Origin of the sequence: Marinobacter arenosus (genome assembly GCF_019264345.1) — a bacterium.
In the GTDB taxonomy this organism is placed as follows: domain Bacteria; phylum Pseudomonadota; class Gammaproteobacteria; order Pseudomonadales; family Oleiphilaceae; genus Marinobacter; species Marinobacter arenosus.
The window spans coordinates 3,109,971-3,135,820 of sequence record NZ_JAHVAO010000001.1 but is presented as its reverse complement, the minus strand read 5'-3'; the positions used below and the strand labels follow the sequence as shown (position 1 = coordinate 3,135,820).

Sequence of the window (25,850 nt, the reverse complement as noted above, 5' to 3'; positions counted from 1 at the left end):
CAGGAACGCAGATTCATGACTCACTCCGAAACGCTGTTCGAAGAAGCCCAGAAATACATTCCCGGAGGCGTCAATTCCCCAGTCCGGGCTTTTCGTGGCGTGGGCGGCACCCCAGTGTTCTTCAAGCACGCCGAGGGCGCCTATCTTTATGATGAGGACGATCGCCGTTACATCGATTACATCGGATCCTGGGGCCCGATGATTCTTGGCCACTCCGATCCGCGCATCAAGAATGCCCTGCACGCCCAGGTGGATCTTGGTATCGGCTACGGAGCACCCACCGCTCTCGAAACCGAAATGGCGAAGAAGGTCTGCGAACTGGTCCCGTCCATTGAACTCGTACGCATGGTGAACTCCGGGACCGAAGCGACCATGAGCGCCGTGCGTCTGGCCCGGGGCTACACGGGCCGGGACAAAATCGTCAAGTTCGAAGGCTGCTACCACGGCCATGTGGATTCCCTGCTGGTGAAGGCTGGCTCCGGCGCACTGACCCTGGGCGTGCCCAATTCTCCCGGCATTCCCGCCAGCCTGGCCGAACACACCCTGACTCTGAACTTCAATGACATCGACAGTGTCCGGGAAACCTTCGCGAAAATGGGGGACCAGATCGCAGCCATTATTGTCGAGCCGGTGGCCGGCAACATGAACTGCATACCGCCTGTACCGGGCTTCCTGGAAGGACTGCGCGAGGTCTGCGACGAGCATGGAACGGTACTGATTTTCGACGAAGTCATGACCGGTTTCCGGGTTTCCCTCGGCGGCGCCCAGGGTTTGTATGGCGTCACCCCTGATCTTACCGCGCTGGGCAAGGTCATCGGTGGCGGGCTGCCGGTGGGCGCCTTCGGTGGCAAGCGGGAGATCATGGAGCACATTTCGCCCCTCGGACCGGTCTACCAGGCCGGCACCCTGAGCGGCAACCCGCTGGCCATGTGTGCCGGCTTGACTACGCTGAACGCCATCTCCGAGCCTGGTTTCCACGACCGGTTGACGGCAAAGACCGTTGCGGTACGCGACGGCATCAAGGCCGCCGCCGACGCCGCGGGCATCCCCCTGGCCGTCCAGAGTGCCGGTGCCATGTTCGGATTCTTCTTCACTGAGGAAGCGTCCATCACCCGGTTCGATCAAGTGATGGCCTGCGATGTCGAGCGCTTCAAGAAGTTCTTCCAGGGCATGCTCAAAGAAGGCGTTTACCTGGCGCCGTCAGCCTTCGAAGCCGGCTTTACCACGGCCGCGCTGACTGACGAGGATATCGAGCACACCATTAACGCCGCCCACAAGGTCATGGCGACGCTCTGATCCACCCGTTCGTTGTTACAGATCCCAACCGGACCCGCTGGCACGGTCGCCTGACCTGTCATGCGGGGCCAACTGGGTGACCCCCGTCACAACCCTGGAAGCTGCTCGCCCGAAGTGCCTGTCCGGACATTGACTTGGGCACCGCCCCGCCAAACTATAGTCAGATCTCATTAGAGATGCTCTGACGGCAACAATCTAACAATCACAAGACTGAAGTCAGCGCACGGAAGCCCTTATTCTGCCCTTGCAGGCAGATGCAGTAAGAGAAGCAGTCTCTGGAGCAGCCTGTTAGGTTGAGCCGCAGTTTGAATAACAAACACAACATCAAACTGTAGGAACGACAATGAAACCCTGGATCAAAGCACTGGCTCTGACCCTCGCAGTCGCGTGGTCAGCCCCCTCCGCCGCATGGTGGTGGGATTCTACTCCCTCGAACTATACCGATACCCGATATCCGATTGTGCTGGTACACGGCATGTTCGGGTTTGATTCCATCGCCGGCGTTGACTACTGGTACGGCGTTTCAGAGGACCTTCGCAAATACGGTGCGGATGTCTATACCACCCAGGTCCCGGCACTCGACAGCACCATTGCACGGGGCGAAGCCCTGCTGCCCCAGGTACAGGCCATTGCCGCGGTGTACGGCAAGGTGAACCTGATTGGGCACAGCCACGGCGGCCCCACCGCCCGCTATATTGCCAGGGTCAGGCCGGACCTGGTGGCCTCGGTTACCTCTGTCGGTTCACCCCATAAGGGGTCACCGGTGGCAGATCTGATCTACGGCTCACCGGCCGAAAGTCTGGCGGCTTCACTGGGCAATGCCCTGGGCAGCCTGATTGACCTGCTCTCGGGTGGCGGCTACAGCCAGGATCTGCGTTCCAGCCTTCAATCCCTGACCACCCACGGTAGCGCCGAATTCAATCGCTTCGCACCGGCCGGTATGCCCACCACCTCTTGTGGCGAAGGCGCGCATTCCGCCAATGGCGTGCGTTTCTATTCCTGGGGCGGAACCGGCGTACTCACCAACGTGCTTGACCCATCCGATGCGCTGCTGGGGACCACCAGTCTTGCCTTCGGATTCAGTCAGAACGACGGCCTGGTTGGGCGCTGCAGCAACCACTTTGGCAAGGTTATCCGGGATAATTACTTTATGAACCATCTGGATGAGGTGAATCAGGCGCTGGGACTGCACAGCCTGTTTGAAACCGATCCCAAGTCGGTGTTCAAACAACACGCTAACCGACTGAGAAACGCCGGGCTCTGACCCGCGGCCGACTGGCCCCGGCCTGGTGCCGGGGCTAGAATGTTCCTTCCAGAGACGCAATCAGGGTATAGCGCCTGTAGTCATAGCGTTCAATGCCGCTATCGTTATCCTGCACCTGCCATTCCGCCCGAACCAGCCAGTCTCCAGTGAGCCGGCGTTCGGCAAACAGGCCCGCCTCCAGGCGGTTATCGACTCGGCGCTCACTTACCAGAGCATCGCCCTCGAATAATACGTACGGGTCCTGGTATCGGCTGTAACGGTAGGCACCGCTCCCGCCCACCGCCAGTAACGGATAGAGACGGTATCGTGCCGTCAGCTCCAGGGTGTGGTGACGGGGCGACACGCTGATGAACTGATCACCGGCTCGAAAATCCTCGCGATCGTTGACTTCCAAGCGGTAATCGCCGTCCAGCAGCCAGCCCCGAAACCGATGCACGGCAGACAATCGCAACCGGTACCACTCGCCGTCGTAACCCTCGAACCCGTCACCACCATCTACGTGGGCTGCCGCCAGGGCAACCGAACACCGTTCTAGCGCTGCAACGCCGCCGCAGGCGGTCCAACGCTGAAACCCCTCGACACCATAACGGCGCTCGAGGGCATCGGCATCGTACCAGGACTGGCTGATGGTGAGACTGCCGCCCTGGACCGAGGACACCAGATCCCGCGACCAGATCAGTTCGCCCTGCAGAAGGGAGGTGTCGAATTCATCATTGGCGGGATAATGGCGACCATAGGCGACGCCTCCAAGACGGACCAGGCCGTCTCCGAGATCACCGACCGTCCCCGAGCCGGCGGCCAGAACCTCACCAAAGACGCCCCCCTCACTGGTTGCAGAGGTCTCGGGCAAGCCGGCAATGTTGCTGTCATAACCAACCGAGGCAGCCAGGTACCCCATGCGCTGTGCGGAGACGTAAGACTCGGGTGTGGGGCTGCCGAGCTTGCCCAACTGAACCCGGGCCAGTTCCCGAAGCTTTTCGGGGCTGGCTGGTGTCGATACCCGAGCAAACCAGTGCCGAGCGGCCGATTCATCGCCCTGAGCCAACGCGACAAGCCCGAGGTTGTAGCTGGCGAGGGCCTGATGTTCGGTGCTCAGGAGCTCGTGGAACGTTCGCTCGGCAGCCTCGTACTGGCCCAGGCGGTAATACACCACGCCAAGGTTGTAGCTGAGTGAGGCCGAACTGAGTCCATCGGCCCGAGCCGCCTCAAACGCCTCGCGGGCCCCTTCCAGGTCGCCCGACTGGAATTTCTCGACACCCACCTTTAGTGCCTGAGTGGAAGACGTCTGTTCGGATGCAGCGACCCAGGAGGGCGCCAGAGAAAGCAGCCAGCATAGAAGAGTTAGCCGAAATGCCAGCAAGGGTACTCTCCGGATCAACGAATGGATCAGCAGGCTGGCAAACGGACGTTCCAGCGCTACCGGGCGATAACGCTGGAGAGTATAGCAAGGCGGGCGCTAAAAAAAGGGTAAGATCGTCTGACGACACCCACGCTCAGACGGTTGATTCAACGGTCCAGTCCGGGTGGGGTTTTGCCCCGGAGATCCTGCACGCGATTCTTCGCGTCAGATGACACGTCGGGACGCTCAGGTCTTTCCGGAGCATTAATGTTCTCCGGAACCTCCGGCTTTTCCCGCACCGCGTCAACACCCCCTCTGGCACCACGTGCATCCTCGGCAATGGACTTGCCGAACTCCCGGCTGCTATTTCGGGCGTCCTGTGCTGACTCAAGGTTTGGCGCGGACTGGCCCCTTTGCAATTCCGACGGGTTCGCCATGGGCAGCTCAATTTCACGGACGACGGATTCGGTCAGTTCCGCATCGTCCAGAACCATTCGCATGGTGACATCAAGATCATCGGCAGCCGCAACACCCAGTGACAGGGACAATCCAGCGACCACGGCAAAGGCGCGTAGGAAAACAGCGGTTCCCATAGTGCGGTACATCACGACGATGGCCTCTCTTTCATTGGCATAGCGTTCTCAGTTTCCGGAATGACCGCCCTGAACGTTTTCTGGCGATCACCGGTATCAAGCCTGGCAACAAGTTCCCCGGTGCCAGGGAACAGAACTTTCAAAGGCAAGGACAACACATTTTCGCCAGCGTCCAGGCTGACCTTCCAGCTCAACTCATGCTGTCCGGGCCACGAGGCGAGCTCCACGTGTGGTGGCAGCTCGAGCGTCAGGGTTACGTTTTCGAGGGCTTCGCCCGAGCGGAATGCCAATCGGACGGTACGCTCGGTTGGCTGCCCAATTTCTGCCGCCGGAGCGTCACGATCACTCTCAACCGCGGGCTCAGAAGTGGCGACCGGCGCATCCGGAGATGATGGGCGGTTGTCCAGCATGACGCCAAGACCAATGCCCAGCGCCAATGCCGCGGCGACCGCGCCACCCAGCACCGAGTGACTCCACCCCTTGCCTGCCCCACTCGAGCGACCGGTTGCGGCATTGAGCACCCGCGCTTCGAACCCGGTCGACGGTGCAGGAATGGCAGCCTGACGCTGGAGCGCCCCGGTCAGGGCCTGTTCGGACTGCAACCGTTGCCGACACAACGAACAGGTGTGCAGGTGCCTCGCAATTTCTTCATTGCGTGCCTCTGAGAGCTCGTTGTTGCAGTAAGCGGCGAGGCTTACACGAATTTCCCGACAGATCATAGTCATTACCTCACTCACCTACACGCCCGGACCCGGGGATTGGTTCCAGCTCCCGCTGCAATTTTTTTCGCAGCGTGGCGCGGCATCGATGCAAGCGGGATTTCACCGTCCCCAGGGGAATCTCGAGCACTTCGGCGATATCCTCCTGGCGCCAGCCGTCCACGTCGTGCAACAGCACCAGGGTACGCTGGTCCGGATCCAGGGTTTCCAGAACCCGATCCAGTGCCGGCCCCAGACGCTCCTGCTCCAACAGGGACTCCGGGCCCTGCTCGTCCGATTCCAGGCTATCCAGCCAATCCGCATGGCTTTCGCCATCAATCAACTCGCTCAATGGGCGGTCACCCTGCCGCCCCTTCCGCCGGACCTGATCAATAAACTGGCGGTACAACACGCGGTTGAGCCACGGCCGGAGCTGCTCCACCGACTCCAGCTCCTCGAGCCTGGGGTAAAGCTTCACCACTACATCCTGAACAAGGTCCTCCGCATCCTGCTGCTGGCCCGCCAAACGATAGGCGAACCGATACATCACCTCCAGATGGGGCTGCACAAGCGCTTCGAAACGCCGGGTCTTAGAAAGCCTGAAAGGAATTAGGGCCAAAACCGGTACTACCTAAGTGGTTCCTGATCGGCCCAGCAGTTTATAACAGTTGCTTCGCCGCTGCATTCAACCGGGCATCCGGGAACCGATTTCATGACCACAGCATGAGGAAACGTTAACAAAAATTGCGGAACTCTAAGGATTCCGCGAACGTGATAGTGACGTCACATAGCTATTTTTCAGCTATTTACAAAGCCATAAACCAAGGGGGTTTATATGAAGCGTTCCATCCGTTTTTTCACCGTCTCAGCTCTGGCTGCAGGCATTGCCGCATGCGGCGGTGGTAGCGATGGGTCAGGTTCAACCGGTACCGTTTCCTTTGATGTAACCGACGCGCCGGCCATGGAGTTTTCCAGCGTAACCGTGGCGTTTACCGGAATTTCTCTGAAACCCGAAAATGGCGAATGGGTCGAATTCAGTTTCGACGAGGCCAAGACCTGGGACCTTCTGGACCTGCAAGGTGGCATGAGCGAGCCGCTCATTACCGATGAAGAAGTGCCAGCGGGCCCCTACAGCGAACTTCGCCTGCTGGTGGACACCGAGAATTCCTTCGTCGAACTTGAAGACGAGCCAGGCATCGAGAAGTCCCTGGCCGTGCCTTCCGGCGAGCAGAGTGGCCTGAAGCTCAAGGGTGACTTCCTGGTGGCGGCAGACACCACCACCGATTTCACCATCGACTTCGACGTCCGCAAATCCATTGTGAACCCACAGGGCGAGTCTCTGGCGGACTACCTGCTGAAGCCGTCCCTGCGCCTGGTGAACAACCTGGAAGTGGGCTCGATCACTGGTGATGTCGATTACGTGACCCTGAGCCAGGCTCGCGCAAACGATGCCGACCGGGCCGATTGTTCGACGAACTACGAAGGCTCTGCCTACATCTACGAGGGCGCTGATGTGAAGCCCACCGACATTAACGTGAACCGCGAAGAGCCTGCCGGTCCGTTGATGGCCATCCCGGTCACCGACCAAGATATGGACGGCATTTACTCCTACACTGCCGCGTTCCTCCCGGCCGGTGAGTACACCGTCAGCTACAGTTGCCAGTTGGATGACAACGAGACCGACGAAGCTCTCGAGTTCGACGGCACTCAGAACGTCACCGTGGTTGCGAATGCCGAGACGGAAGCAGAGCTCATTCCTCTGGCACCGTAACCAGCGACGCTCTCTGCAATAAAAAAAGCCCCTGCCTCGGCAGGGGCTTTTTCGTTAGAGCGCCGCGGCTCTCTGCTCGGCCTGATCAGCCCCGGCGACGTTACCGCGAGCCCTCCGGATATCCGCCAGCAACAACCACCCCGCCCTCTGCAGTTGGGCGTCATTGCCAGCCAGCGAGAGCCCTTTCAAGGTGAACTGTTCAGCGGCTCCCAGATTATTGCTGGCAACGTAGGCTTCGGACAGTTTGAAGTAGACCTCGGCAGAGCGTGGCGCAATTCGTTGGGCCCGTTCCAGTCGGGCAATCGCCCCGGATGCATCGCCCTGGGCCAACAGGTTATCTGCTTCCCGAATCAGGCTGAGCGCCGCAGGGGACAGACTTTCGCCGGAATCCCGGTAGCTTGGTGACGTGCTGCGGGGGCTCGGCTCCGCCGGCTCGGAAGCCTCCGGCTGCTCACTTTTCCGCCAGACCGTGGACTGTTCCGCCTCGCCGGTCGTTCGCGGCGGCTCCGGCGCCCTTGGTGCGTCGCCACCGATGGGCACGTAAATGGATTCACCCGGTGACGAGGCGCAGCCCGCAAGGGCCAGGAAAGCGGCCATCGAAGCGGCAGACATCAAAAAACGCGTATTCATTGGAAAAATCCTTCAAACCAGCCTTGGATTCGACGTTGCAGGGTACCAGAACAGGACACCGTTTGGTCGGGTTCACTGCCGGCAATCATGGGTACCAGCCGGGCATTGTCACAATACTCGTCGGTCAACGCCTGCCGCTCACTGTTTACCCAGTGATAATTGACCCCGTCAGGCACAACCGGTGAAAGACCGTGCTGGGGAACCCGGGCCATGAACCTCGACCATACGGGCAGCGCCCCGCTGGCACCCGTCAGCGACGTAGGCCCATTATCATCCCGGCCAACCCAGGCGACCGCCAGCAGATCGCCACTGAAACCGGCAAACCAGGAATCACGACCGTCGTCCGTGGTGCCGGTCTTTCCGGCCAGGGCAAGTTCCTTTGGCAGCGTGTAATACGCCGACCGACCGGTTCCCTCCTGCATGGTCTCCTGCATGGCGTACTGCACCAGATGGACGGCGGCCGGATCCGCCACCTGGTCAACCTCCAGGCTATAACGGGACAGCGCCTCACCCTTGGGGTCGGTCACTTCGCGAATGGTACGCAGGGGCGTGTTAAAGCCGGAGGTCGCCAGGCCCTGATACATCTGCGCCACCGTGACCGGATTCATAGAGACCGAGCCCAACAGCATTGACGGGTACTCGGAGATGCCAGAGGTCACTCCGAACGCCTGCAGGGTTTCCTTGACCACCCCCACCCCGACGTCCAGACCGACCCGTACCGCCGGCAGGTTGTAGGAATGGGACAGGGCCTCGTGCAGCGGCACTTCGCCACGTTCCTTGGTGTCGTAGTTCTTGGGCTCCCAGCGCCGGCCGTCATCAAATTCCAGGGCGAAGGATTTATCGAGCACCGGGGTGATCAGGGTGTAGCGCTCGGGCTGCTCCAGGGCCGACAGATAAATGAACGGCTTGATCAGCGACCCGATCGGACGATTGGCGTCGAGAGCGCGGTTGAAGCCGGCGAACTGGGGGTCCTTGCCCCCGACCAGCGCCAGCACCTCGCCGCTGTCCTTGGCGGTCACCACCAGCGCCGCTTCCAGCGCCTCCCGGGTTTCACCACTGGCCAACCTCGGCAGGGTGTCTGTCACCGCATACTCTGCCGCATACTGGATAGCGGGGTTGAGGGTTGTGAAGATCCGCAACCCTTCACTGCGAAGGTCCTCCTCGCGGTAGTCCCGAGCCAGGTGCCGGCGGACCAGATCAATGTAGGCCGGGTAACGGTTCTCGGAATAGGAGGGTTTGCCGCTGACACCCACAGGCAAACCTCTGGCACGCGCGGCTCGTACGGAATCAATAAGGCCAGCCTCTTCCATCTCCGAAATCACGAGATTCCGGCGCTCCATGGCCCGGTCCGGATGGCGTCGCGGATTGTAGTAACTCGGCCCCTTGACCATCCCGACCAGTAGAGCAATCTGGTGCACGTCCAGATCCTTCAGGGATTCCCCGAAATAGAACTGGCTCGCGAGGCCGAAACCGTTAATGCTGCGAGTGCCCGCCTGGCCCAGATACACCTCGTTCAGATAGGTTTCGAGGATGTCCTCCTTCTCGTAGTGCATTTCCAGAAGGATCGACATGATGGCTTCATTCCCCTTTCGCAGCAGGGTCTGGTCGCGCGTCAGGAAGAAGTTCTTGACCAGCTGTTGCGTCAAGGTGCTGCCACCCTGAACAATCTCGCCGGCTCGAATGTTCGCGAGCATGGCCCGGGCGATGGACAGCGGCGCGATGCCGAAATGATCGTAGAAGTTCCGGTCCTCCACCGCCATAAGGGTGGCCGGAAGCAGGGCCGGGACCTCTTCCAGTTGCACCAGGATCCGGTCTTCCTTGTGGGAGGGATAGATCCCGCCGATCTGAGCCGGTTCCAGGCGTACAATGGGCGAGGCCTCACCACTCAGCACGGAAAAATCCTGGACCCGATCACCGTAGATATTCAGGGCCAGCCTGCGTTTTGGCTCACGGCCGTCGGGGAACTGGAATCCCCGGGTACTGATAACAAAGTGCCCACCGCTGCGGCGATAGGTGCCGGCCCGACTGCCATCGCCCTTGCGGAAGCCGGCCAACTGAAGCTCTCGTTCCAGACCGCCGGAACTGATGCCCGCACCGTCGTATAACTCCAGGGGCCGCGCATAGACCCGGGACGGCACTTCAAACCGCCTGCCCTCAAACCGCGAGGTGATGACCGCATCCAGGTATACGGTCCAGCCGACCAGCAGAACGAATCCAATGGCGGCAAAGCGGAAGAAGAACCGCCAAAACCAGGGTCGGCGACCGTTCCGTGAAGACTTTCGGGGTGTTTTCCTGGGTGACCTTGGCGATGAGTTAGATTTTTTCATGTCCGGATTATAACGAAGGGACTTGCCCGAAAGGCAGGCCAACTGTGTGTTATTTCTGTAATCTGGCCGCTATCATAGGCCGATAAAAATTCAGTTGGTCCAGGGAACGTTAGGAGAACACCGTGAGCGAAACACCCGCAGAAATTCTGGTTCGGGCACTGCAGAATCCTGAGCTTTACGATCACCCGGTCAACGGTTTTCAGGTCATCGAGACGCACATCTCGCTGGTGATCCTCACGGGCGACTACGCCTACAAGATCAAGAAGCCGATGGATTTCGGGTTTCTGGACTTTTCCACCCTGGAGCGTCGCAAGCATTTCTGCGACGAGGAACTCCGACTGAACCGCCGCCTGGCCGAATCGCTGTACCTGGACGTCCTGCCCATTACCGGCACCCCGGAACAACCGGAGCTTGGCGGCACGGGCGAAGCGTTCGAGTACGCCATCAAAATGCGCCAGTTCGGACAGGATCAGTTGTTCGATCGTCTCCAGGAGCAGGGCAACCTGGATCCCGCCCTGCTGACGGACCTCGCCCGCCAGGTTGCGGCCTTCCACGAACGACTGCCCACGGTGCCGGACGACAAGCCCCTCGGCACTCCGGAAGCGGTCTACGCGGCCATGCAGGAGAATTTTGACCAGGTTCGCCCGATGATCGACGACAAGGGCCTGCTGCTGCAGCTGGACAACCTCGCCGCCTGGACCGAAACCACCTTCAATCGCCATCGTGACCTGATTACCCAGCGCCGGGCCAACGGCCTGGTCCGCGAATGCCATGGCGACCTGCATCTGGCGAACATCACCCGGTTTGAAGGCAAGGTCACGGTGTTCGACTGCATCGAATTCAACGAACCGTTCCGCTGGATCGACGTGATCAACGATCTGGCGTTCCTGCTGATGGACCTGGAATCCCGGCGCGAGCACGCCCTGGCCAACCTGGTACTCAACACCTACCTGGAATACCGGGACGATTTCGACGCACTGCCCCTTCTACCTCTGTACAAAGCCTACCGCGCCATGGTGCGGGCCAAGATTGCCCTGTTCACCATGGGCAACCCTTCGCTGAGCGATGCGGAAAAGGACGGGCTGATGCAGAGGTACCGGGATTACGCTCAGCTGGCCGAAGATTACAGCACCATTCCCAACCCGTATCTGCTCGCCACCACCGGACTGTCTGCCAGCGGCAAATCCTGCGTGTGTTCCGCCATGGCCGGCGAATTGGGGCTGATTCGACTGCGCTCGGATGTCGAGCGCAAGCGGCTCCATGGCCTGGCTCCCCTGGCGAACAGCAAGTCCCCGCTTGGAGGCAACCTCTACACTCCGGAAGCCAATGCGCAAACCTACCAGCGCCTGGCGGATGTCGCCGGCCATTTACTGGCGGCCGGCCTGCCGGTGGTCATCGACGCAGCCTGCCTGAAAGAACAGGAGCGTTCGCAGTTTGCCGCCGTGGCCGAGGCGCAGGCGGTGCCATTCGCCCTGCTGCACTGCGAAGCGCCGGAGGCGTTGCGTCGGGAATGGATCCGCAACCGCAGCAACGACGCCTCGGAGGCCACTGAGGCGTTTCTGGACGAGCAGCAGAGCTGGTTTGAACCGCTAACCGCCGAGGAGCGCAGTCACACCATTCACTTGCACACGGACCAGGAGCACGTGGCGGAAGCGGTCGCTGACCGGATCCGCCAGCACTTCGGTTTCGAACCTCGCTGACCCGCACTCGGACGATCGAAGAGGAGGCTCTGATGAACGCGCCGGCGAACAGTGACTGGCAGCCCGTTTGCCGACGGGACGAACTGACTGGGGAACGGATCGTGGAATTCCGCATCCAGCGCCCCCAGACAGAGCCGGGGACCATGCCCTTGACCGGATTCCTGTTTCTGGACGGCAGCGAGCCCCGGGCCTATGTCAATCAATGCCCTCATCTAGGCATTGAACTGAACTGGATGCCCGGCCAGTTCATGGATGCTGACAACCTGTTCATTCAATGCTCGACCCACGGTGCCCTCTTCAAGCCCGGAACCGGCGACTGCATCGCAGGCCCCTGCCAGGGTGACGCCTTGACCGCACTGGATGTGCGCATTGATGCCGGCGAGGTTCAGATCAGATTTCAAGAATGACCGGCACCGACTCGGCCAGGGTCATGACACCCGTTGGGGTCCCGTCCTCGCCGGCAAGATTGGCGCGGTAGGCAATCACCTCGACACCGGCATCACAGGCCTCCCGCAACAGCCGACCGTAGGTCGGATCGATATGATCGGCCGGGCGCACGGTCTCAATGCCGGTATGGTTCACCACAAAGAACAGCACCGCCCGATCGCCGCCGGCCACCTGGGCCATCAACTCCCTCAGATGCTTCTGCCCCCTGGTCGTCACCGCGTCCGGGAAAAACCCCTGGCCATCCTCCGCCAGGGTAACGTTTTTAACCTCAACCCAGGCATCCGGTTCGCTTTGGTGCCCCGAGAGCAAAAGGTCGATCCGACTGTTTTCCGATCCGTACTTCACTTCCGAGCGGCAGGATTCATAGCCGGAGAGCTCGGTGACGCGTCCATTCTCCACCGCATGGCGAGCCTGGGCATTGGGGCGCGCCGTATTGATGCAGGCGAGCGTGCCCGGCGCGGTTTCAACGAGCTCCCAGGTGAACTTGAGCTTGCGCTTCGGGTTGTCGCTTTGACTCAACCAGACCCGGGCATCCTCAGGTTGGCACCCCAGCATCGAACCGGTGTTCGGGCAATGGGCGGTCACTTCGCTCCCGTCGGCAAGGCGCACGTCGGCGAGGAAGCGTTTATATCGGCGAATCAGCCACCCCTCGACCAAAGGTTCTGGAAAGTTCATGTGATCTCCGTACAAAAGTAGTTGTCACAAGGCTGGCACCCCCGTGACTAATCTGCTATTTTCCGCAAATTCCCGTTTTCAGGACGAATGCTTCATCCAGGGTTCAACCGCTCAGCCACGGGGGCTCAGGCGGTGGGAAGCAAACCGTTCTTGTGAAGTACAAACAAGAGGCCGGGTTCAATGGCAAACACTGCAGAACAACCACGCGAACGTTTTACTAACTTCACCCCCTACGAAATGAAGAAGGGTGAAGAGTACATGAGTGCCGACATGCTGCAGCACTTCAAGAATCTGCTACTGCAATGGAAGCAGGAGCTGATGGAAGAAGTCGACCGCACCATGCACCACATGCAGGAAGACGCAGCAAATTACGCGGATCCCAGTGACCGCGCAACCCAGGAAGAGGAATTCAGCCTGGAACTGCGTACCCGCGATCGCGAGCGCAAGCTGATCAAGAAGATCGATCAGACCATCGACCGTATCGACAAGGACGATTACGGCTTCTGCGACCAGTGCGGTGTCGAAATCGGTATCCGACGCCTGGAAGCACGTCCGACTGCAACCCTGTGCATCGACTGCAAGACCCTCGCCGAAATTCGCGAGCGCCAGACCGGCATCTGAGCCGGACCAACCGCCAGCAGCCGGTAATACGCTCTTCGAGCGGCCGGCTGACTGACTGCCCATGACTTCACCTCGTTACCGGGGCCGATTCGCGCCCTCCCCAACCGGTCCGCTGCACTTCGGCTCACTGGTCGCGGCGCTGGCAAGCTATCTTGAAGCCCGCCAGCATCAGGGCCAATGGTTCATCCGCATCGAAGACCTGGACCCTCTGCGCGAGCCTCCCGAGGCTACCGGTCAAATCCTGCATAGCCTTGAGGCCCACGGCCTGATGCCCGATGAGGCGGTACGCTTCCAGTCCAGACGGCACGACGCCTACCAGGCGGCCATCGAGCGTCTGTTCGCCAGTGGCGATGCCTACCGCTGCTTCTGCTCGCGCCAAGAACTGAAACGTCATGGCGGCCGCCACCCCAACCATTGCCGCGCTGGCGGCGTCAACCCTGGCGATCGTCCGTTCGCCATTCGCTTCGCCCTGAAGGATGAAGAGAGCCATTGGCAGGACCAACTCCTCGGCGCCCAGGTCCAGAACGTCGTGGCGGAACTTGATGATCCGGTGATTCTGCGCAAGGAGGGCTTCTACGCCTATCAACTGGCTGTGGTGGTCGACGACATCGATCAGGGCATCACCGATGTCGTTCGCGGGTCCGACCTGCTGGACATGACCGCACAGCAACAACAGATCTATCGGGCGCTGGGGGCTGGACCACCCAACTGGCTGCACATTCCGGTCATTCGCAATGAACAGGGCCAGAAGCTCAGTAAGCAGACGCATGCCCCCGCCCTCGACGACGACCGACCGGGGCCAAATCTGGTTCAGGCGCTGAACGCCCTGGGGCAGCAACCTCCCGGTACGCTTGCCACGGAGACGGTCGACGCGATCCTTGAATGGGGCGTGAGGCATTGGCGGCGGGACGCCATTCACCTGACAGCCAGGTAAGTGGCATGGTATAAAACCTTTCACAAACCTCAGCGCGGATAGCATGCCTGATGTATATCTACCGTCTGGTCTTCCTGTTGGTCCTGGCCATCTACATATTTTCGCCAAACATACTCGATTGGTGGACCTCGCCGGGTAACGCGTGGTACAGCCCCTATGCAATCTGGGCTGGACTCATTGCCATAGGCTTCTGGCTGGAATGGCGACGTGACCCCAATGAGTTTTAGCGCCGCCGGGCTGCTGTTCGCCAGCCTGCTTTACCTTATCCTGCTGTTCGGCATCGCCTGGATCACCGAGCGCGGCATGCTGCCCAAGCACTGGGTCAGACACCCCCTGGTGTATACCCTCAGCCTTGGCGTCTACGCCGGCATCTGGGCCGTGTACGCGGCCGTTGGCGTGGCCGCGGAAACCGGCTACGGCTTCCTCGCCTATTACCTGGGCATCAGCGGCGCGTTCCTGCTGGCACCGGTCCTGCTGAACCCGGTGCTGCGCATCGGCCGCGCCTACCAGCTGACTTCCCTCGCCGATCTTTTCGCCTACCGCTATCGGAGCCAATGGGCCGGGACCCTGGTCACCCTGTGTTCCGGCGGCGCCATCCTGGCCCTGCTCAGCATGCAGATCCAGGCGGTCACCACCTCCGCCAGCCTCCTCGCGCCGGACACCTCACCCAACGTCATCAGCGTGATGTTCAGTCTCACCGTCGTACTGTTTGCCATGCTGTTCGGTGCCCGTCGCGACCAGACTTCCGAGAACCATCAGGGACTGGTCCTGGCTATTGCCTTCGATTCCCTGGTGAAACTCGTAGCCCTCCTGGTTCTCGGCGGCGTCATTCTGTTCAGCGTCTTTGGCGGCATGGACGGCCTCGACGCCTGGCTGTTGAGCAACAGCTCACCCGCCACCACCATGACCCTGAACGTCGACGATGGCAGTTGGCGGGCACTCATGCTGATGTCGTTCGCGGCCGCCCTGGTACTCCCGCACATGTACCACATGACGTTCAGCGAAAACCCGTCGCCGAAGGCACTGGCGAAGGCCAGCTGGGGCCTGCCCCTGTACCTGCTGCTGCTCGGCCTGCCGGTCCCACTCATCCTCTGGGGCGGACAGGAACTGGCTGTCACCACCGGCTCGAGTTTTTACACCATCGGCACAGCGCAGGCCCTCGGTAGCCGGGGGCTGACCCTGCTCATGTACATTGCCGGCCTGTCTGCCGCCAGTGGCTTGATGATCGTCAGCACGCTGGCCCTTGCAGGCATGGTGCTCAACCACGTTGTCCTGCCCCTGAAGACGCCGCGTGAACAGGGCGATATCTACCGCTGGCTGCAGTGGATCAAGCGCCTGCTGATCGCCGTCATCATCTTTCTGGCGCTGCTGTTCCATGAAACCCTGGGCAAGAACCTCGATCTCTCGATCCTGGGCATCATTTCATTGTCAGGCATGCTGCAATTGCTGCCGGGCGCACTCGGTGTCATCTACTGGCCGGAGGGCAATCGCCGGGGCCTGATTGCCGGTCTGGTCGTGGGCCTGGCGATCTGGATCGTGACGCTGGTTCTGCCGTTCTCCCATACCGCGAATCTGCTGGCGGTGCTGGGCGCTCCGATCGTCCCGGATTACAGCAACTGGCAGATCTTTGTCTTTGTCAGCCTGACCGCCAATGTCACGGTCTTCGCCCTGATCTCGATCCTGAGCACCAGCACCGGCGAAGAAGCCAGTGCCGCCCAGGCCTGCTCAATGGGAGCGTTGTCGCGCCCGCAACGCCGCGAACTGCTGGCAACCTCGTCGGCGGAATTCGCCAAACAGCTGGCCGAACCGCTGGGCGTCGGCGTGGCCAAGCGGGAAGTGGAACGGGCACTGGCTCAGCTGAAACTGCCCAACGTTGAATATCGCCCCTACCAGTTGCGCCGTCTGCGGGACCAGGTCGAAATCAATCTCTCCGGTCTGCTCGGCCCTTCGGTCGCACGGGACATGGTCAAGCGCCACCTTGGCTTCAAGCCCATGGCCCGGGGCGGCACCGCCCAGGACATTCGCTACGTGGAGCGGGCACTGGGCGAGTACCAGAACCGCCTGACTGGCCTGGCCGGAGAACTGGACAATCTGCGTCGCCACTACCGACAAACCCTGCAGAATCTGCCTATCGCCGCCTGTTCCGTGGGCGAGGACGGCGAAATCCTGATGTGGAACAACGCCATGGAGAACCTCACCGGCATCACCGCGGACGACGTGGTGGGCGCCCGGCTTCTGGCCTTGCCCGAGCACTGGCACCTGCTGCTGGACGACTTTAACCTGGGTGAGGAGTTGCACCGTTACAAGCACCGACTCGATCTGCGGGGCAAACCTCACTGGCTGAACCTCCACAAGGCAGCACTCAGTGGCCCGGACCACCCCGAAGGCGGCAGCATTATTCTGGTGGAAGACCAGACCGAAACCCGGTTACTGGAAGACGAACTCATGCACAGCGAGCGCCTGGCATCGGTTGGCCGGCTGGCCGCCGGTGTGGCCCATGAAATCGGCAACCCGGTAACCGGCATCTCCTCCCTGGCCCAGAACCTGAAACTGGAAACCGACAATCCGGACATTCTCGATACCGCAGACCAGATCCAGCAGCAGACCCGGCGGATCTCGACCATTCTGCAGTCGCTGATGAATTTCGCCCGGACCGGAAACCATGCCCAGGCCAACCGCTACGAGCCGGTCACCATCCGGCGGTGCGTCGACGAATCCATCAACCTGCTGTCGCTCAGCGACAAAGGGCTCCGCGTTCGCTTCATTAATGACTGTCCGGAGAACCTGCAGGTCCTGGGCGATGAACAGCGCCTGGTCCAGGTTTTCATCAACCTGCTGGCCAACGCCCGGGATGCCTCCCCCGATGGCGGCACCATCCGGGTCAGTGGAAACGGTGATGGCTACTCCGCTATTATCGAAGTCATCGATGAAGGCTCGGGCATTCCCGAAGATCAGCTCGACCACATCTTCGAGCCGTTCTACACCACCAAGGCGCCCAACAAAGGTACCGGGCTCGGCCTGTCGCTGGTGTACAGTATCGTGGAAGAACATTACGGTAACGTTCAGGTAGAGAGCCCTGCCGCATCCGGCAGGGGTACGTGTGTGCGCCTGAGACTGCCCGCCTTCGAACCGGAAATCGGCGTGACGCAAATTAGCCAGAACGAAAGGTCGTGACACCCATATGCCTCGCATTCTGATCGTAGAAGATGAAGACATTATTCGCTCGGCAGTACGAAAGCTGCTGCAGCACGCCGGTTACGAAGTGTCCGACGCCGGCTCGGTAGAAGAGGCCGAGCAAAACTTCGAACCGGAGCATTTCGACCTGATCATCTCCGACCTTCGGTTACCGGGCGCAGCGGGCACCGAACTGATTAACCGAGCGCCCAATACCCCCGTGCTGATCATGACCAGCTACGCGAGCCTCCGGTCAGCGGTGGATTCGATGAAGATGGGTGCGGTGGAATACATCGCCAAGCCTTTTGATCACGACGAAATGCTGGCCGCCGTCGAGAATATCCTGGCCCGACAACCGTCGATGTCGGGCCAGTCCGAGGACCGCGGCGGTTCGGCCTCTGCGCCGGAGGACGGCGATCCAGCCAACATCATGTTCGGCCAGTGCGATGCCATGCAACGGGTTTTCACACTGATTCGCAAGGTAGCGCCGACCGAAACCACGGTATTGGTTCAGGGCGAGTCCGGCACGGGCAAGGAACTCGCCGCCCGGGCGCTTCACCTTCTCAGTCCGCGGGCCTCGAAACCACTGATCTCGGTCAACTGTGCCGCCATTCCCGAGAGCCTGATTGAGTCGGAATTGTTCGGTCATGAGAAAGGCGCATTCACGGGAGCGGTCTCAGCCCGGACCGGCCTGATCGAGGCGGCCGATGGCGGCAGCCTGTTCCTGGACGAAATCGGCGAACTGCCGGCCGAAGCGCAGGCACGGCTGCTTCGAGTGCTGCAGGAAAGTGAGATTCGCAAGGTGGGCTCAACCCAAAGCCGGACCGTCAACGTCCGGATGATTGCCGCGACGCACCGGAACCTGAAAGCCATGACCCGGACCGGCGAGTTTCGGGAAGACCTGTACTACCGACTGAATGTCATGCAGATTCGCATACCGCCACTGCGCGAACGCCAGGGCGACATGCTTGGCTTGGCACGGCGCTTCCTGAAGCGCCAGGGCGAGAAGATGGGCAAGCCCAACCTCAACCTGAGCCCCGAGGCCATGCGCGCGCTGGAGCGCCACCGCTGGCCCGGTAATGTCCGTGAGCTGGAAAATGCGATCGAGCGCGCCACCATCCTGTGCGATGGCGATGTCATCACCCCGGCCTTGCTCGATCTCGACAGCGAAGTCGGTGACGAACACATTCCGGAAACCCTGGTGGAAGGCAACAACGAGCAGAGTCGCGCCAGCGATGTCGATTCCTCGAACGACCTGTCACTGGAAGACTATTTTCAGCACTTTGTTCTGGAAAACCAGGACCGGATGAGCGAGACCGAGCTGGCCCAAAAACTCGGCATCAGCCGAAAATCCCTGTGGGAGCGCCGGCAACGCCTCGGGATTCCGCGTAAAAAATCCTCCGGAAACTGAATGCGCCAGATCGGCACCGGCCCGACCTGGTAGCGTCCTAATCAAAAGTGTGAACCCCGACTCATTTGTTACCCCCTGTTCCTCACGGTAACACTCCCCATCGAAGTAACGTGATCTGAGTAACACTTTGGTTGGATACGGGGTAACACCTACGACCTAAAAAATCGTAAGGTGCTGTTAATAAAGCAAATCCAAAAACTGGCACACCGACTGCAACCTATTAAGCGCACAACAACAAAAACAACAGTGACAACGCAGCGCCAAAACAAAAACAAAAAGCTGCAGGAAAACGTTCGGTAACAAAAACAAAGACAGAACGTGAGCGAACTGAGTGTTTTGGGTACTTTGCTTTTTAGTGGTCCCACGGCACGTGTGAGTTGTAGATGTAGGAGAAGAATCGTCGAGAGGCGACACTGCAGCTACCCAAGACTCGCCCGATGTCCCTAACCGCTCTATGTATTCAAAGCTTTCCGTTTGCACTGCTGAGATGGCCCACTTTTGGGACATGCAGTGGGGTACAAAAATTAAGAACAATCCCGGTAACAACAACAACAATGCAGATCGTCAACGCTTTCAGGGCGGATTCGTGCGAACGAATCCGCCTTTTGATTTTCTGGCTTTCCGGTATTTCAACACCACTTTCCCGGCCAGACGTGGGCAAATCCTGCGCAAACCGTTAAACTCTCGGTTTTTGCTCATCGCAACCACGGATTTCAATGCCTAAACGACTCGTCGAAAAACTCCGTTCTTTCATCCCCGGCAGCGGAAACAAGAAGCCCCGCCCTTATCAGCGACGGGAAATTCCGCGCGACCAGCACAATGTCTCCCGCTCAGTGATCAGCGAGCCCGCCAAGAAGGTGCTTAACCGACTGAACAAGTCCGGGTATGAAGCGTACCTCGTTGGCGGCGGTGTAAGAGACATTCTCCTGGGCGGAACCCCGAAAGACTTCGATATCGCCACCAACGCCACCCCGGAAGAAGTCCACGAGTTGTTCCGCAACTCACGACTGATCGGCCGCCGTTTTCGCATCGTGCACGTGGTCTTCGGCCGCGAAGTGATCGAAGTAACCACCTTCCGTGGAAATGCCACGGAGGCCGACGACGACACGCCGGATGACGATCGCAGAACCAGCGAACACGGCTTGCTGCTGCGGGACAATGTCTACGGCAGCCAGGAAGAGGATGCACTTCGCCGGGATTTCACGGTTAACGCACTCTATTACTGCATCCGCGACTTTACCGTGATTGATTTTGCCGACGGCATAGAAGACCTCAGGAACCGGCAACTCCGACTGATCGGCGATCCCGAAACCCGCTACCGGGAGGACCCGGTCCGCATGCTCCGGGCCATCCGCTTCGCCGCCAAGCTGGATTTCGATATTGAACCGGAAACCGAGGCCCCCATTCGTGAACTCGCACCCCTGCTGACCCACATTCCGCCGGCGCGTCTGTTTGATGAGGTTCTGAAGCTGTTTTCCGCCGGTCAGGGCGAAGCCACCTATGATCTCCTGATCCGCTACAACCTGCTGGCTCCCCTGTTCCCGGAAACCGTTCGGGCCATGGACAACGGGGAACCGGACGAGCTGATCCGGCAGGCACTGCGAAACACCGACGCCCGCATTGCCCAGGGCAAGTCCGTGACGCCCTACTTCCTGTTTGCGGCTATGCTCTGGCCCGCCCTTCAGGCGGAATGGACCCGCCGTCAGGACCATGGCGACCCGGTCCAGCCAGCACTGCACGGCGCCATCGGCAAAGTGATCGGCCGCCAGGTTCAGGCTACATCCATACCCAAACGCTTCTCCGGCCCCATGAAGGAAATCTGGGAACTGCAGATGCGCCTGCCTCGCCGCCAGGGTAAGCGCGCATTTGCGACCATGAGTCATCCCCGCTTCCGGGCCGCATACGACTTCCTGCTGGTCCGTGAAGCGGCCGGAGAAATCGAACCCGGTCTCGGCCAGTGGTGGACCGATTTCCAGCAAACCGATGAGCGTGGGCAAGAACGCATGCTTTCCCAACTGGGCAGCGATGCGCCCAAAAAGCGCCGGCGCCGCCGCAAGCCAGCAGTACAAAGGCCCGCCCAGTAATGATGACGGACGCCTTCATCGGCCTGGGCAGCAATCTCGAAGATCCGGCGGCCCAGTTGGCGAGGGCGGTGACGGCGCTGGCAACATTGCCAAACACCGTATTCGTCGCCCAGTCGCCCTTTTACGCCAGCCGCCCGGTTGGCCCGCAGGACCAGCCCGACTTCGTTAATGGTGCCGTCTGGCTACGCACGTCGCTGACGCCGCACGCCCTCCTGGATCACCTGCAGTCGATCGAACACCGACACGGACGGGAACGGCTGCGCCACTGGGGCCCCAGAACCCTGGATCTTGATCTGCTGATCTTCGGCGACCAGACCATTGCAGACGATCGCCTGACCATGCCCCACAAGGAACTTCCAAACCGCGACTTCGCGCTCCAGCCTCTGCTGGACCTGAACCCGGACCTGACACTGCCCGATGGCCGACCCATAAAGGCACTCCGCGAGCACTGTCCCGACAACCACCTGCGCAAGCTGCCACCGGCCAACAGGGATCCCTTTTCCCCGACCTGATGCAGGCCCGGGCGGCTGGACGGACGCCCCGATCCGCACCGGGGTTCGTGCTACTATTGCCTCTGGCATACCCCCGGATTACCCTTAACACTGAACGCCGGCAGACCCCGGCCCGGTCTTGGCCCATCCACCCACAAGGCAAGGATTTTATGGCTGTTACCATCAATACCCTTCGGGAATACAAGCAGAAAGGCGAAGCCTTCTCCGTTCTCACCTCCTACGACGCCACCTTTGCCCAGCTGGTCAGTGAAGCGGGGGTCGATGTCATCCTGATCGGAGACTCCCTTGGCATGGTTCTTCAGGGTCACGACAGCACCCTGCCCGTCACCATGGACCAGATGGTTTACCACACCAGCTGCGTTGCCAAGGGCAACCGCGGTGCGCTTATCATGGCCGACATGCCCTTCATGACTTACGGCACAGTGGACGCCGCACTGGATAACGCCGCTGAGCTGATGCGTGCCGGTGCCCACCTGGTGAAGCTGGAAGGCACGGACTGGATGAAGGACACCATCAGCGCCCTGAGTGAACGCGGGGTTCCCGTGTGCGCCCACCTGGGCCTGACACCCCAATTCGTCAACAAGTTCGGTGGCTACAAGGTACAGGGGCGCGATGAAAAGGCGGCAGAAATGATGATTGAGCACGCCTGCGATCTGGAGGCAGCGGGTGCCGATGTCATCCTGCTGGAATGCGTGCCGGCGCCCCTCGCCGCCCGCATCACCCAGGCGGTGAAGGCCCCGGTCATCGGCATTGGCGCCGGAGCGGATACCGACGGACAGGTCCTGGTGCTGCACGATATGCTGGGCGTGACCACCGGTCGGAAACCCCGCTTCGTGAAAAACTTCCTGGCCGAGACCAATTCAGTCCAGGAGGCCCTTGCCGCTTATGTCTCCGCCGTACGCGAGCGCACTTTCCCCGCCGAGGAGCATACGTTCAAGGCATGAGAACCGTACATTCCCTTAGAGAGCTTCGCACCATCCTCCGTGGCTACCGGCAACAGGGTAAAACCATCGGCCTGGTACCAACCATGGGCAACCTGCACGAGGGCCACATATCGCTCGTCCGCAAAGCCGCGGAGTCGGCTGACGTAGTGGTGACCAGTATTTTCGTCAACCCGATGCAGTTCGGAGCGGGCGAGGACCTGGACAAATACCCCCGTACCCTGGCCGAAGACCAGGAACAGCTTGAGGCGGCGGGCAACACCCTGGTATTCGCACCCGGGGTCGAGGAGATCTACCCGGAAGGCCTGGCCAAACAGACCCAAGTTGTCGTGCCCGAGGTCAGCGATGGCCATTGTGGCGCGAGCCGACCCGGACATTTTGAGGGTGTGGCCACCGTGGTCACCATGCTGTTCAACATGGTTCAGCCCGACCTTGCCGTCTTTGGCGAGAAGGATTTCCAACAGCTCGCAGTCATTCGAAAGATGGTCCGGGACCTGATGATGCCGGTGGAAGTGGTTGGCGCCCCCACCGTCCGCGAGGACGATGGCCTGGCCAAAAGCTCCCGGAACGGTTACCTCTCGGCGGCGGAGCGCAAAATAGCACCGGCCGTTCACCGGACCTTGCAGGAAACGGCCCAGGCGGTGGCCGAAGGACGCACCGATTTCCCGGCACTCGAAATCGAGGCCAGGGACAAGCTCAGTAAGGCCGGGATGCGCCCCGACTACTTCAATATCGTCAACAGCCAGACCCTCAAGCCGGCAACCGAAGACGACACCGAAATTACCTTATTGGCAGCAGCTTTTCTGGGCACCACTCGCCTGATCGACAACCTGTCCATCACACGCTAATCCAGCAACCACGCAGAGAAAGGACGTTCTGATGCCCGACACCGCAAACAAGCTGACCTCGACACCCGAGTGGCAAGCACTGGAACAGCAGCGACAGCACCTGCTGAACACGCCCATGTCCCAGCTGTTCACGGAAGACCCGGGCCGGGCGAAGCGCTACTTCATTGAGGGCGCGGGCCTGTCACTGGATTTCTCCAAGAACCGGATCACCGACGATACGCTCAACGGCTTGCTGGCTCTGGCTCGTCGCTGCCAACTGGAGGACCGTCGGGATGCGCTGCTCCGGGGTGACAAGGTCAACACCACGGAAAACCGTCCGGCCCTGCACACCGCCCTCCGACATCCGGGCGGCGCCTCTATCCTGGTCGACGGCGTCGATGTGGTGGCCGAAGTACAGACAACGCTGGATCGCATGGAAGCCTTCGTCACCGGTGTGCTGGACCGGTCACGAACGGGCTACAGCGGCAAACCCCTGACCGACGTGGTCAGTATCGGGATCGGCGGATCCTATCTCGGGCCCAAGCTGGTGACCGAGGCCCTTCAGCCCTATTGGCAGGGCGGCATGCGCTGCCATTTCGTGGCCAACATCGACGGCACCGACATCTGTGAAACGCTCAAGCTGGTCGATCCTGAGACCACCCTGTTCCTGATCCAGTCCAAATCCTTCCGCACCCAGGAAACCCTGGAGAACAGCGCCGTGGCCAGACAGTGGTTTGTGAATCACTGCGGCGATGAGTCCGCGGTCGCCCGGCATTTCCTGGCGGTGACCGCCAACGTGCCGGCCGCTGAAGGCTTTGGCATCGATGCCGATAACGTGTTCCCGATGTGGGACTGGGTCGGCGGGCGCTACTCGCTTTGGTCTGCCATCGGTCTGCCCGTGGCCCTGATCGTTGGCATGGACAACTTCCGGAAGCTGTTGGCCGGCGCCCACGCCATGGATACCCACTTCCGGGACGCACCACTGGAGCGGAACCTGCCGGTGGTAATGGCGCTGTTGAGCGTCTGGTACAACAATTTCTGGGATGCCAACACCCACGCCATCCTGCCCTATGATCACTACCTGCGGAGTCTTCCGGACCATTTGCAGCAGTTGGACATGGAGAGCAACGGCAAAAGCGTGAACGAAGCCGGCGAACCGCTTGGGTATGAAACCGGCCCGGTGATCTGGGGCGGCACCGGCTCCAACGGCCAGCACGCCTATCATCAACTGATCCACCAGGGTACACGGCTGATTCCCGCGGATTTCATCATTCCCCTAAAGACCCACAATCCGGTGGCCACCCACCATGCCGACCTGTTTGCCAACTGCCTGAGCCAGGCTCGGGCCATGATGGCCGGCAAGTCTCTGGAGGAAGCCCGTTCAGAATTGAAAGCGGAAGGCCTGGCAGACGCTGAGATAGAGCGACTGGCGCGCCATAAAGTGATTCCCGGCAACAAGCCGAGCAACTCGCTGATCATGGAGAAGGTAACGCCGGAAACGGTTGGAGCCCTGATCGCGCTCTACGAACATCGCACCTTTGTGCAGGGCGTCATCTGGGGCGTGGATTCCTTCGATCAGTGGGGCGTTGAGCTGGGCAAGCAACTCGGCAAGGGCATTCTTCCCCGTCTGCTGGGCGACAATGGCCCGGCGTCAGACAGCGACAGTTCGACGGACCACCTGATCGACCTGTTCCGGTCAGCCGGCGGCCAGTGAAATCCGGCGACCCTGCCAGGTGAAATCCACCGGCCAGAGCTTCTGACCGGTATGGTAGTCCCGCCAAAGCTCTTTGTAGGACCTGCCGCACACCGGGTGCACGGCGTCTGGCGCGATATCGGCCAGTGGCCTCAGGACAAAGGCATTCTTGAGAATTTCCCCGCGAGGAAGCTCCACGCCGTCTATCTGACCGACCTGGTCTCCGTAGGTCAGGATATCCAGATCCAGCGTCCGGGCGCTGAACTTGGGCACATCACGACGGCGCCCATTGTCCGCTTCCAGCTGCTTGAAGCGACGAGATAACTCCCCCACTGGCAGGCTTGTGGTCACGCCAACCACCAGGTTCAGGAACGGAGAGCCGTCAAAACCGACGGCTTCGCTTTCATAGACCGGCGAGATGATCAGGTCACCGAACCACTCCGCAAGCGCATCCAGGGCCGCTGACACGTAGTGATTCCGGTCGATGTTGCTGCCGATGCTGATATAAACCCGGACCTCACCGGACATTAGCGCGCTCCCCTTTCGATACGAACGCCTACGGCCTGAGCCGCCGGCACGGCCCCGGGCTTCCGGAGTGTCAGCCTGAGCCAGGCAATTCCGAACACGTCCTGAAGCTCTGCCGCAAGCTGCTCGGCGCCGTGCTCCAGCAACTGAGGCTTGAGCGCCTGCAGGCACGAAACCACCCGGTCACTGACGGCCGCATAATCCAGTGCATCGGCCACGTCATCTGAAGCCCCCGGAACCCGGTTGTCCCAGGCCATCTCCAGGTCCACCAGCAATCGCTGGTCAACCTTTCGCTCCCAGTCGTAGACACCAACGACGGTCTCTACCACCAGACCTTCAATGAGCACACTGTCTGCCAAAAAGGACTCCCGGAGTATTCCACTCTTTG

The 25,850-nt window shown here is 60.6% G+C and carries 23 protein-coding genes; 14 read left to right on the top strand and 9 right to left on the bottom strand.

Features of this window, described 5'->3' with window-relative positions; all coding sequences use genetic code 11:
* Positions 1-15 precede the first annotated feature (15 nt).
* Complete coding sequence (gene hemL / locus KXD86_RS14290; protein WP_218636669.1) at positions 16-1,296, top strand: glutamate-1-semialdehyde 2,1-aminomutase; 1,281 nt, start codon at positions 16-18, stop codon at positions 1,294-1,296.
* A 343-nt stretch (positions 1,297-1,639) separates the two neighbouring features.
* Positions 1,640-2,560: a lipase family alpha/beta hydrolase gene (locus KXD86_RS14285; protein ID WP_218636668.1), complete on the top strand. Its 921-nt coding sequence runs from the start codon at positions 1,640-1,642 to the stop codon at positions 2,558-2,560.
* A 34-nt stretch (positions 2,561-2,594) separates the two neighbouring features.
* Here the strand turns inward: KXD86_RS14285 and KXD86_RS14280 are convergent, their stop codons facing one another.
* The 4 genes from KXD86_RS14280 to KXD86_RS14265 form a co-directional block, all read right to left on the bottom strand.
* The gene (locus KXD86_RS14280; protein WP_218636667.1) at positions 2,595-3,821 is read right to left on the bottom strand and encodes a tetratricopeptide repeat protein; all 1,227 of its coding nucleotides are present in this window, start codon (positions 3,819-3,821) and stop codon (positions 2,595-2,597) included.
* A gap of 245 nt (positions 3,822-4,066) precedes the next feature.
* A complete protein-coding gene (locus KXD86_RS14275; RefSeq protein WP_228739599.1) occupies positions 4,067-4,504 on the bottom strand; it encodes a hypothetical protein in 438 nt (145 codons plus the stop codon).
* Positions 4,504-5,217, bottom strand: a complete 714-nt coding sequence (locus KXD86_RS14270; RefSeq protein WP_228739391.1) for an anti-sigma factor family protein — start codon at positions 5,215-5,217, stop codon at positions 4,504-4,506. Before KXD86_RS14270 ends, KXD86_RS14275 begins: the two co-directional genes overlap by 1 nt.
* A gap of 4 nt (positions 5,218-5,221) precedes the next feature.
* Positions 5,222-5,758 (bottom strand): RNA polymerase sigma factor, encoded by a 537-nt coding sequence (locus tag KXD86_RS14265; protein ID WP_312846295.1) that lies wholly within the window; start codon positions 5,756-5,758, stop codon positions 5,222-5,224.
* 267 nt (positions 5,759-6,025) lie between these two features.
* Between KXD86_RS14265 and KXD86_RS14260 the strand changes: the two genes are divergently transcribed.
* A complete protein-coding gene (locus KXD86_RS14260; RefSeq protein ID WP_218636664.1) occupies positions 6,026-6,961 on the top strand; it encodes a DUF4382 domain-containing protein in 936 nt (311 codons plus the stop codon).
* A 54-nt stretch (positions 6,962-7,015) separates the two neighbouring features.
* On the opposite strand, the gene KXD86_RS14255 is transcribed toward KXD86_RS14260, so the two are convergent.
* On the bottom strand, positions 7,016-7,591 hold the full coding sequence (locus KXD86_RS14255; protein ID WP_218636663.1) for a tetratricopeptide repeat protein: 576 nt from the start codon (positions 7,589-7,591) through the stop codon (positions 7,016-7,018).
* A complete protein-coding gene (gene mrcB, locus KXD86_RS14250) occupies positions 7,588-9,918 on the bottom strand; it encodes a penicillin-binding protein 1B (RefSeq protein ID WP_218636662.1) in 2,331 nt (776 codons plus the stop codon). The genes KXD86_RS14255 and mrcB overlap by 4 nt, the downstream gene beginning before the upstream one ends.
* Before the next feature lie 122 nt (positions 9,919-10,040).
* On the opposite strand from mrcB, the gene KXD86_RS14245 reads away from it, so the two are divergent.
* Both KXD86_RS14245 and KXD86_RS14240 read left to right on the top strand, forming a co-directional pair.
* The gene (locus KXD86_RS14245; RefSeq protein ID WP_218636661.1) at positions 10,041-11,618 is read left to right on the top strand and encodes a bifunctional aminoglycoside phosphotransferase/ATP-binding protein; all 1,578 of its coding nucleotides are present in this window, start codon (positions 10,041-10,043) and stop codon (positions 11,616-11,618) included.
* Between the two features lie 32 nt (positions 11,619-11,650).
* Entirely contained in the window at positions 11,651-12,025 is a 375-nt protein-coding gene (locus tag KXD86_RS14240; protein ID WP_218636660.1) for a Rieske (2Fe-2S) protein, read from the top strand.
* Here the strand turns inward: KXD86_RS14240 and sfsA are convergent.
* Complete coding sequence (gene sfsA / locus KXD86_RS14235) at positions 12,009-12,740, bottom strand: DNA/RNA nuclease SfsA (RefSeq protein ID WP_218636659.1); 732 nt, start codon at positions 12,738-12,740, stop codon at positions 12,009-12,011. The two genes, KXD86_RS14240 and sfsA, sit on opposite strands and share 17 nt — an antisense overlap.
* 180 nt (positions 12,741-12,920) lie before the next feature.
* Between sfsA and dksA the strand changes: the two genes are divergently transcribed.
* The 9 genes from dksA (at position 12,921) to pgi (ending at position 24,958) form a co-directional block, all read left to right on the top strand.
* A complete protein-coding gene (gene dksA / locus KXD86_RS14230) occupies positions 12,921-13,361 on the top strand; it encodes an RNA polymerase-binding protein DksA (protein ID WP_218636658.1) in 441 nt (146 codons plus the stop codon).
* 61 nt (positions 13,362-13,422) lie between these two features.
* Positions 13,423-14,295, top strand: coding sequence for a tRNA glutamyl-Q(34) synthetase GluQRS (gene gluQRS, locus KXD86_RS14225; protein ID WP_218636657.1), 873 nt, complete (start codon positions 13,423-13,425; stop codon positions 14,293-14,295).
* Positions 14,296-14,511: 216 nt separating this feature from the next.
* Positions 14,512-17,469, top strand: a complete 2,958-nt coding sequence (locus tag KXD86_RS14220) for an ATP-binding protein (protein ID WP_218636656.1) — start codon at positions 14,512-14,514, stop codon at positions 17,467-17,469.
* Positions 17,470-17,476: 7 nt separating this feature from the next.
* Positions 17,477-18,880, top strand: a complete 1,404-nt coding sequence (locus KXD86_RS14215) for a sigma-54-dependent transcriptional regulator (protein ID WP_218636655.1) — start codon at positions 17,477-17,479, stop codon at positions 18,878-18,880.
* Positions 18,881-19,596: 716 nt separating this feature from the next.
* The gene (gene pcnB, locus KXD86_RS14210) at positions 19,597-20,964 is read left to right on the top strand and encodes a polynucleotide adenylyltransferase PcnB (protein ID WP_218636654.1); all 1,368 of its coding nucleotides are present in this window, start codon (positions 19,597-19,599) and stop codon (positions 20,962-20,964) included.
* Positions 20,964-21,476, top strand: coding sequence for a 2-amino-4-hydroxy-6-hydroxymethyldihydropteridine diphosphokinase (gene folK / locus KXD86_RS14205; RefSeq protein WP_218636653.1), 513 nt, complete (start codon positions 20,964-20,966; stop codon positions 21,474-21,476). The genes pcnB and folK (KXD86_RS14205) overlap by 1 nt, the downstream gene beginning before the upstream one ends.
* 149 nt (positions 21,477-21,625) lie before the next feature.
* On the top strand, positions 21,626-22,420 hold the full coding sequence (panB, locus tag KXD86_RS14200; RefSeq protein ID WP_218636652.1) for a 3-methyl-2-oxobutanoate hydroxymethyltransferase: 795 nt from the start codon (positions 21,626-21,628) through the stop codon (positions 22,418-22,420).
* Positions 22,417-23,265, top strand: coding sequence for a pantoate--beta-alanine ligase (panC, locus tag KXD86_RS14195; protein WP_218636651.1), 849 nt, complete (start codon positions 22,417-22,419; stop codon positions 23,263-23,265). The genes panB and panC overlap by 4 nt, the downstream gene beginning before the upstream one ends.
* A 31-nt stretch (positions 23,266-23,296) precedes the next feature.
* Entirely contained in the window at positions 23,297-24,958 is a 1,662-nt protein-coding gene (pgi, locus tag KXD86_RS14190; RefSeq protein WP_218636650.1) for a glucose-6-phosphate isomerase, read from the top strand.
* Here the strand turns inward: pgi and folK (KXD86_RS14185) are convergent.
* Positions 24,941-25,465 carry a 2-amino-4-hydroxy-6-hydroxymethyldihydropteridine diphosphokinase gene (folK, locus tag KXD86_RS14185; RefSeq protein WP_218636649.1) on the bottom strand — a complete coding sequence of 175 codons (525 nt, stop codon included), beginning with the start codon at positions 25,463-25,465 and terminating at the stop codon, positions 24,941-24,943. The two genes, pgi and folK (KXD86_RS14185), sit on opposite strands and share 18 nt — an antisense overlap.
* On the bottom strand, positions 25,465-25,821 hold the full coding sequence (locus KXD86_RS14180; protein ID WP_218636648.1) for a dihydroneopterin aldolase: 357 nt from the start codon (positions 25,819-25,821) through the stop codon (positions 25,465-25,467). Before KXD86_RS14180 ends, folK (KXD86_RS14185) begins: the two co-directional genes overlap by 1 nt.
* Between the last annotated feature and the right edge of the window lie 29 nt (positions 25,822-25,850).

Excerpts from the sequence above, each read along its gene's own strand:
- hemL (WP_218636669.1), top strand. The coding sequence starts at position 16 with ATGACTCACTCCGAAACGCTGTTCGAAGAAGCCCAGAAATACATTCCC.
- KXD86_RS14285 (WP_218636668.1), top strand. The coding sequence starts at position 1,640 with ATGAAACCCTGGATCAAAGCACTGGCTCTGACCCTCGCAGTCGCGTGG.
- KXD86_RS14275 (WP_228739599.1), bottom strand. The coding sequence starts at position 4,504 with ATGTACCGCACTATGGGAACCGCTGTTTTCCTACGCGCCTTTGCCGTG.
- KXD86_RS14270 (WP_228739391.1), bottom strand. The coding sequence starts at position 5,217 with ATGACTATGATCTGTCGGGAAATTCGTGTAAGCCTCGCCGCTTACTGC.
- KXD86_RS14260 (WP_218636664.1), top strand. The coding sequence starts at position 6,026 with ATGAAGCGTTCCATCCGTTTTTTCACCGTCTCAGCTCTGGCTGCAGGC.
- KXD86_RS14255 (WP_218636663.1), bottom strand. The coding sequence starts at position 7,591 with ATGAATACGCGTTTTTTGATGTCTGCCGCTTCGATGGCCGCTTTCCTG.
- mrcB (WP_218636662.1), bottom strand. The coding sequence starts at position 9,918 with ATGAAAAAATCTAACTCATCGCCAAGGTCACCCAGGAAAACACCCCGA.
- KXD86_RS14240 (WP_218636660.1), top strand. The coding sequence starts at position 11,651 with ATGAACGCGCCGGCGAACAGTGACTGGCAGCCCGTTTGCCGACGGGAC.
- sfsA (WP_218636659.1), bottom strand. The coding sequence starts at position 12,740 with ATGAACTTTCCAGAACCTTTGGTCGAGGGGTGGCTGATTCGCCGATAT.
- dksA (WP_218636658.1), top strand. The coding sequence starts at position 12,921 with ATGGCAAACACTGCAGAACAACCACGCGAACGTTTTACTAACTTCACC.
- gluQRS (WP_218636657.1), top strand. The coding sequence starts at position 13,423 with ATGACTTCACCTCGTTACCGGGGCCGATTCGCGCCCTCCCCAACCGGT.
- KXD86_RS14220 (WP_218636656.1), top strand. The coding sequence starts at position 14,512 with ATGAGTTTTAGCGCCGCCGGGCTGCTGTTCGCCAGCCTGCTTTACCTT.
- KXD86_RS14215 (WP_218636655.1), top strand. The coding sequence starts at position 17,477 with ATGCCTCGCATTCTGATCGTAGAAGATGAAGACATTATTCGCTCGGCA.
- pcnB (WP_218636654.1), top strand. The coding sequence starts at position 19,597 with ATGCCTAAACGACTCGTCGAAAAACTCCGTTCTTTCATCCCCGGCAGC.
- folK (WP_218636653.1), top strand. The coding sequence starts at position 20,964 with ATGATGACGGACGCCTTCATCGGCCTGGGCAGCAATCTCGAAGATCCG.
- panB (WP_218636652.1), top strand. The coding sequence starts at position 21,626 with ATGGCTGTTACCATCAATACCCTTCGGGAATACAAGCAGAAAGGCGAA.
- panC (WP_218636651.1), top strand. The coding sequence starts at position 22,417 with ATGAGAACCGTACATTCCCTTAGAGAGCTTCGCACCATCCTCCGTGGC.
- pgi (WP_218636650.1), top strand. The coding sequence starts at position 23,297 with ATGCCCGACACCGCAAACAAGCTGACCTCGACACCCGAGTGGCAAGCA.
- folK (WP_218636649.1), bottom strand. The coding sequence starts at position 25,465 with ATGTCCGGTGAGGTCCGGGTTTATATCAGCATCGGCAGCAACATCGAC.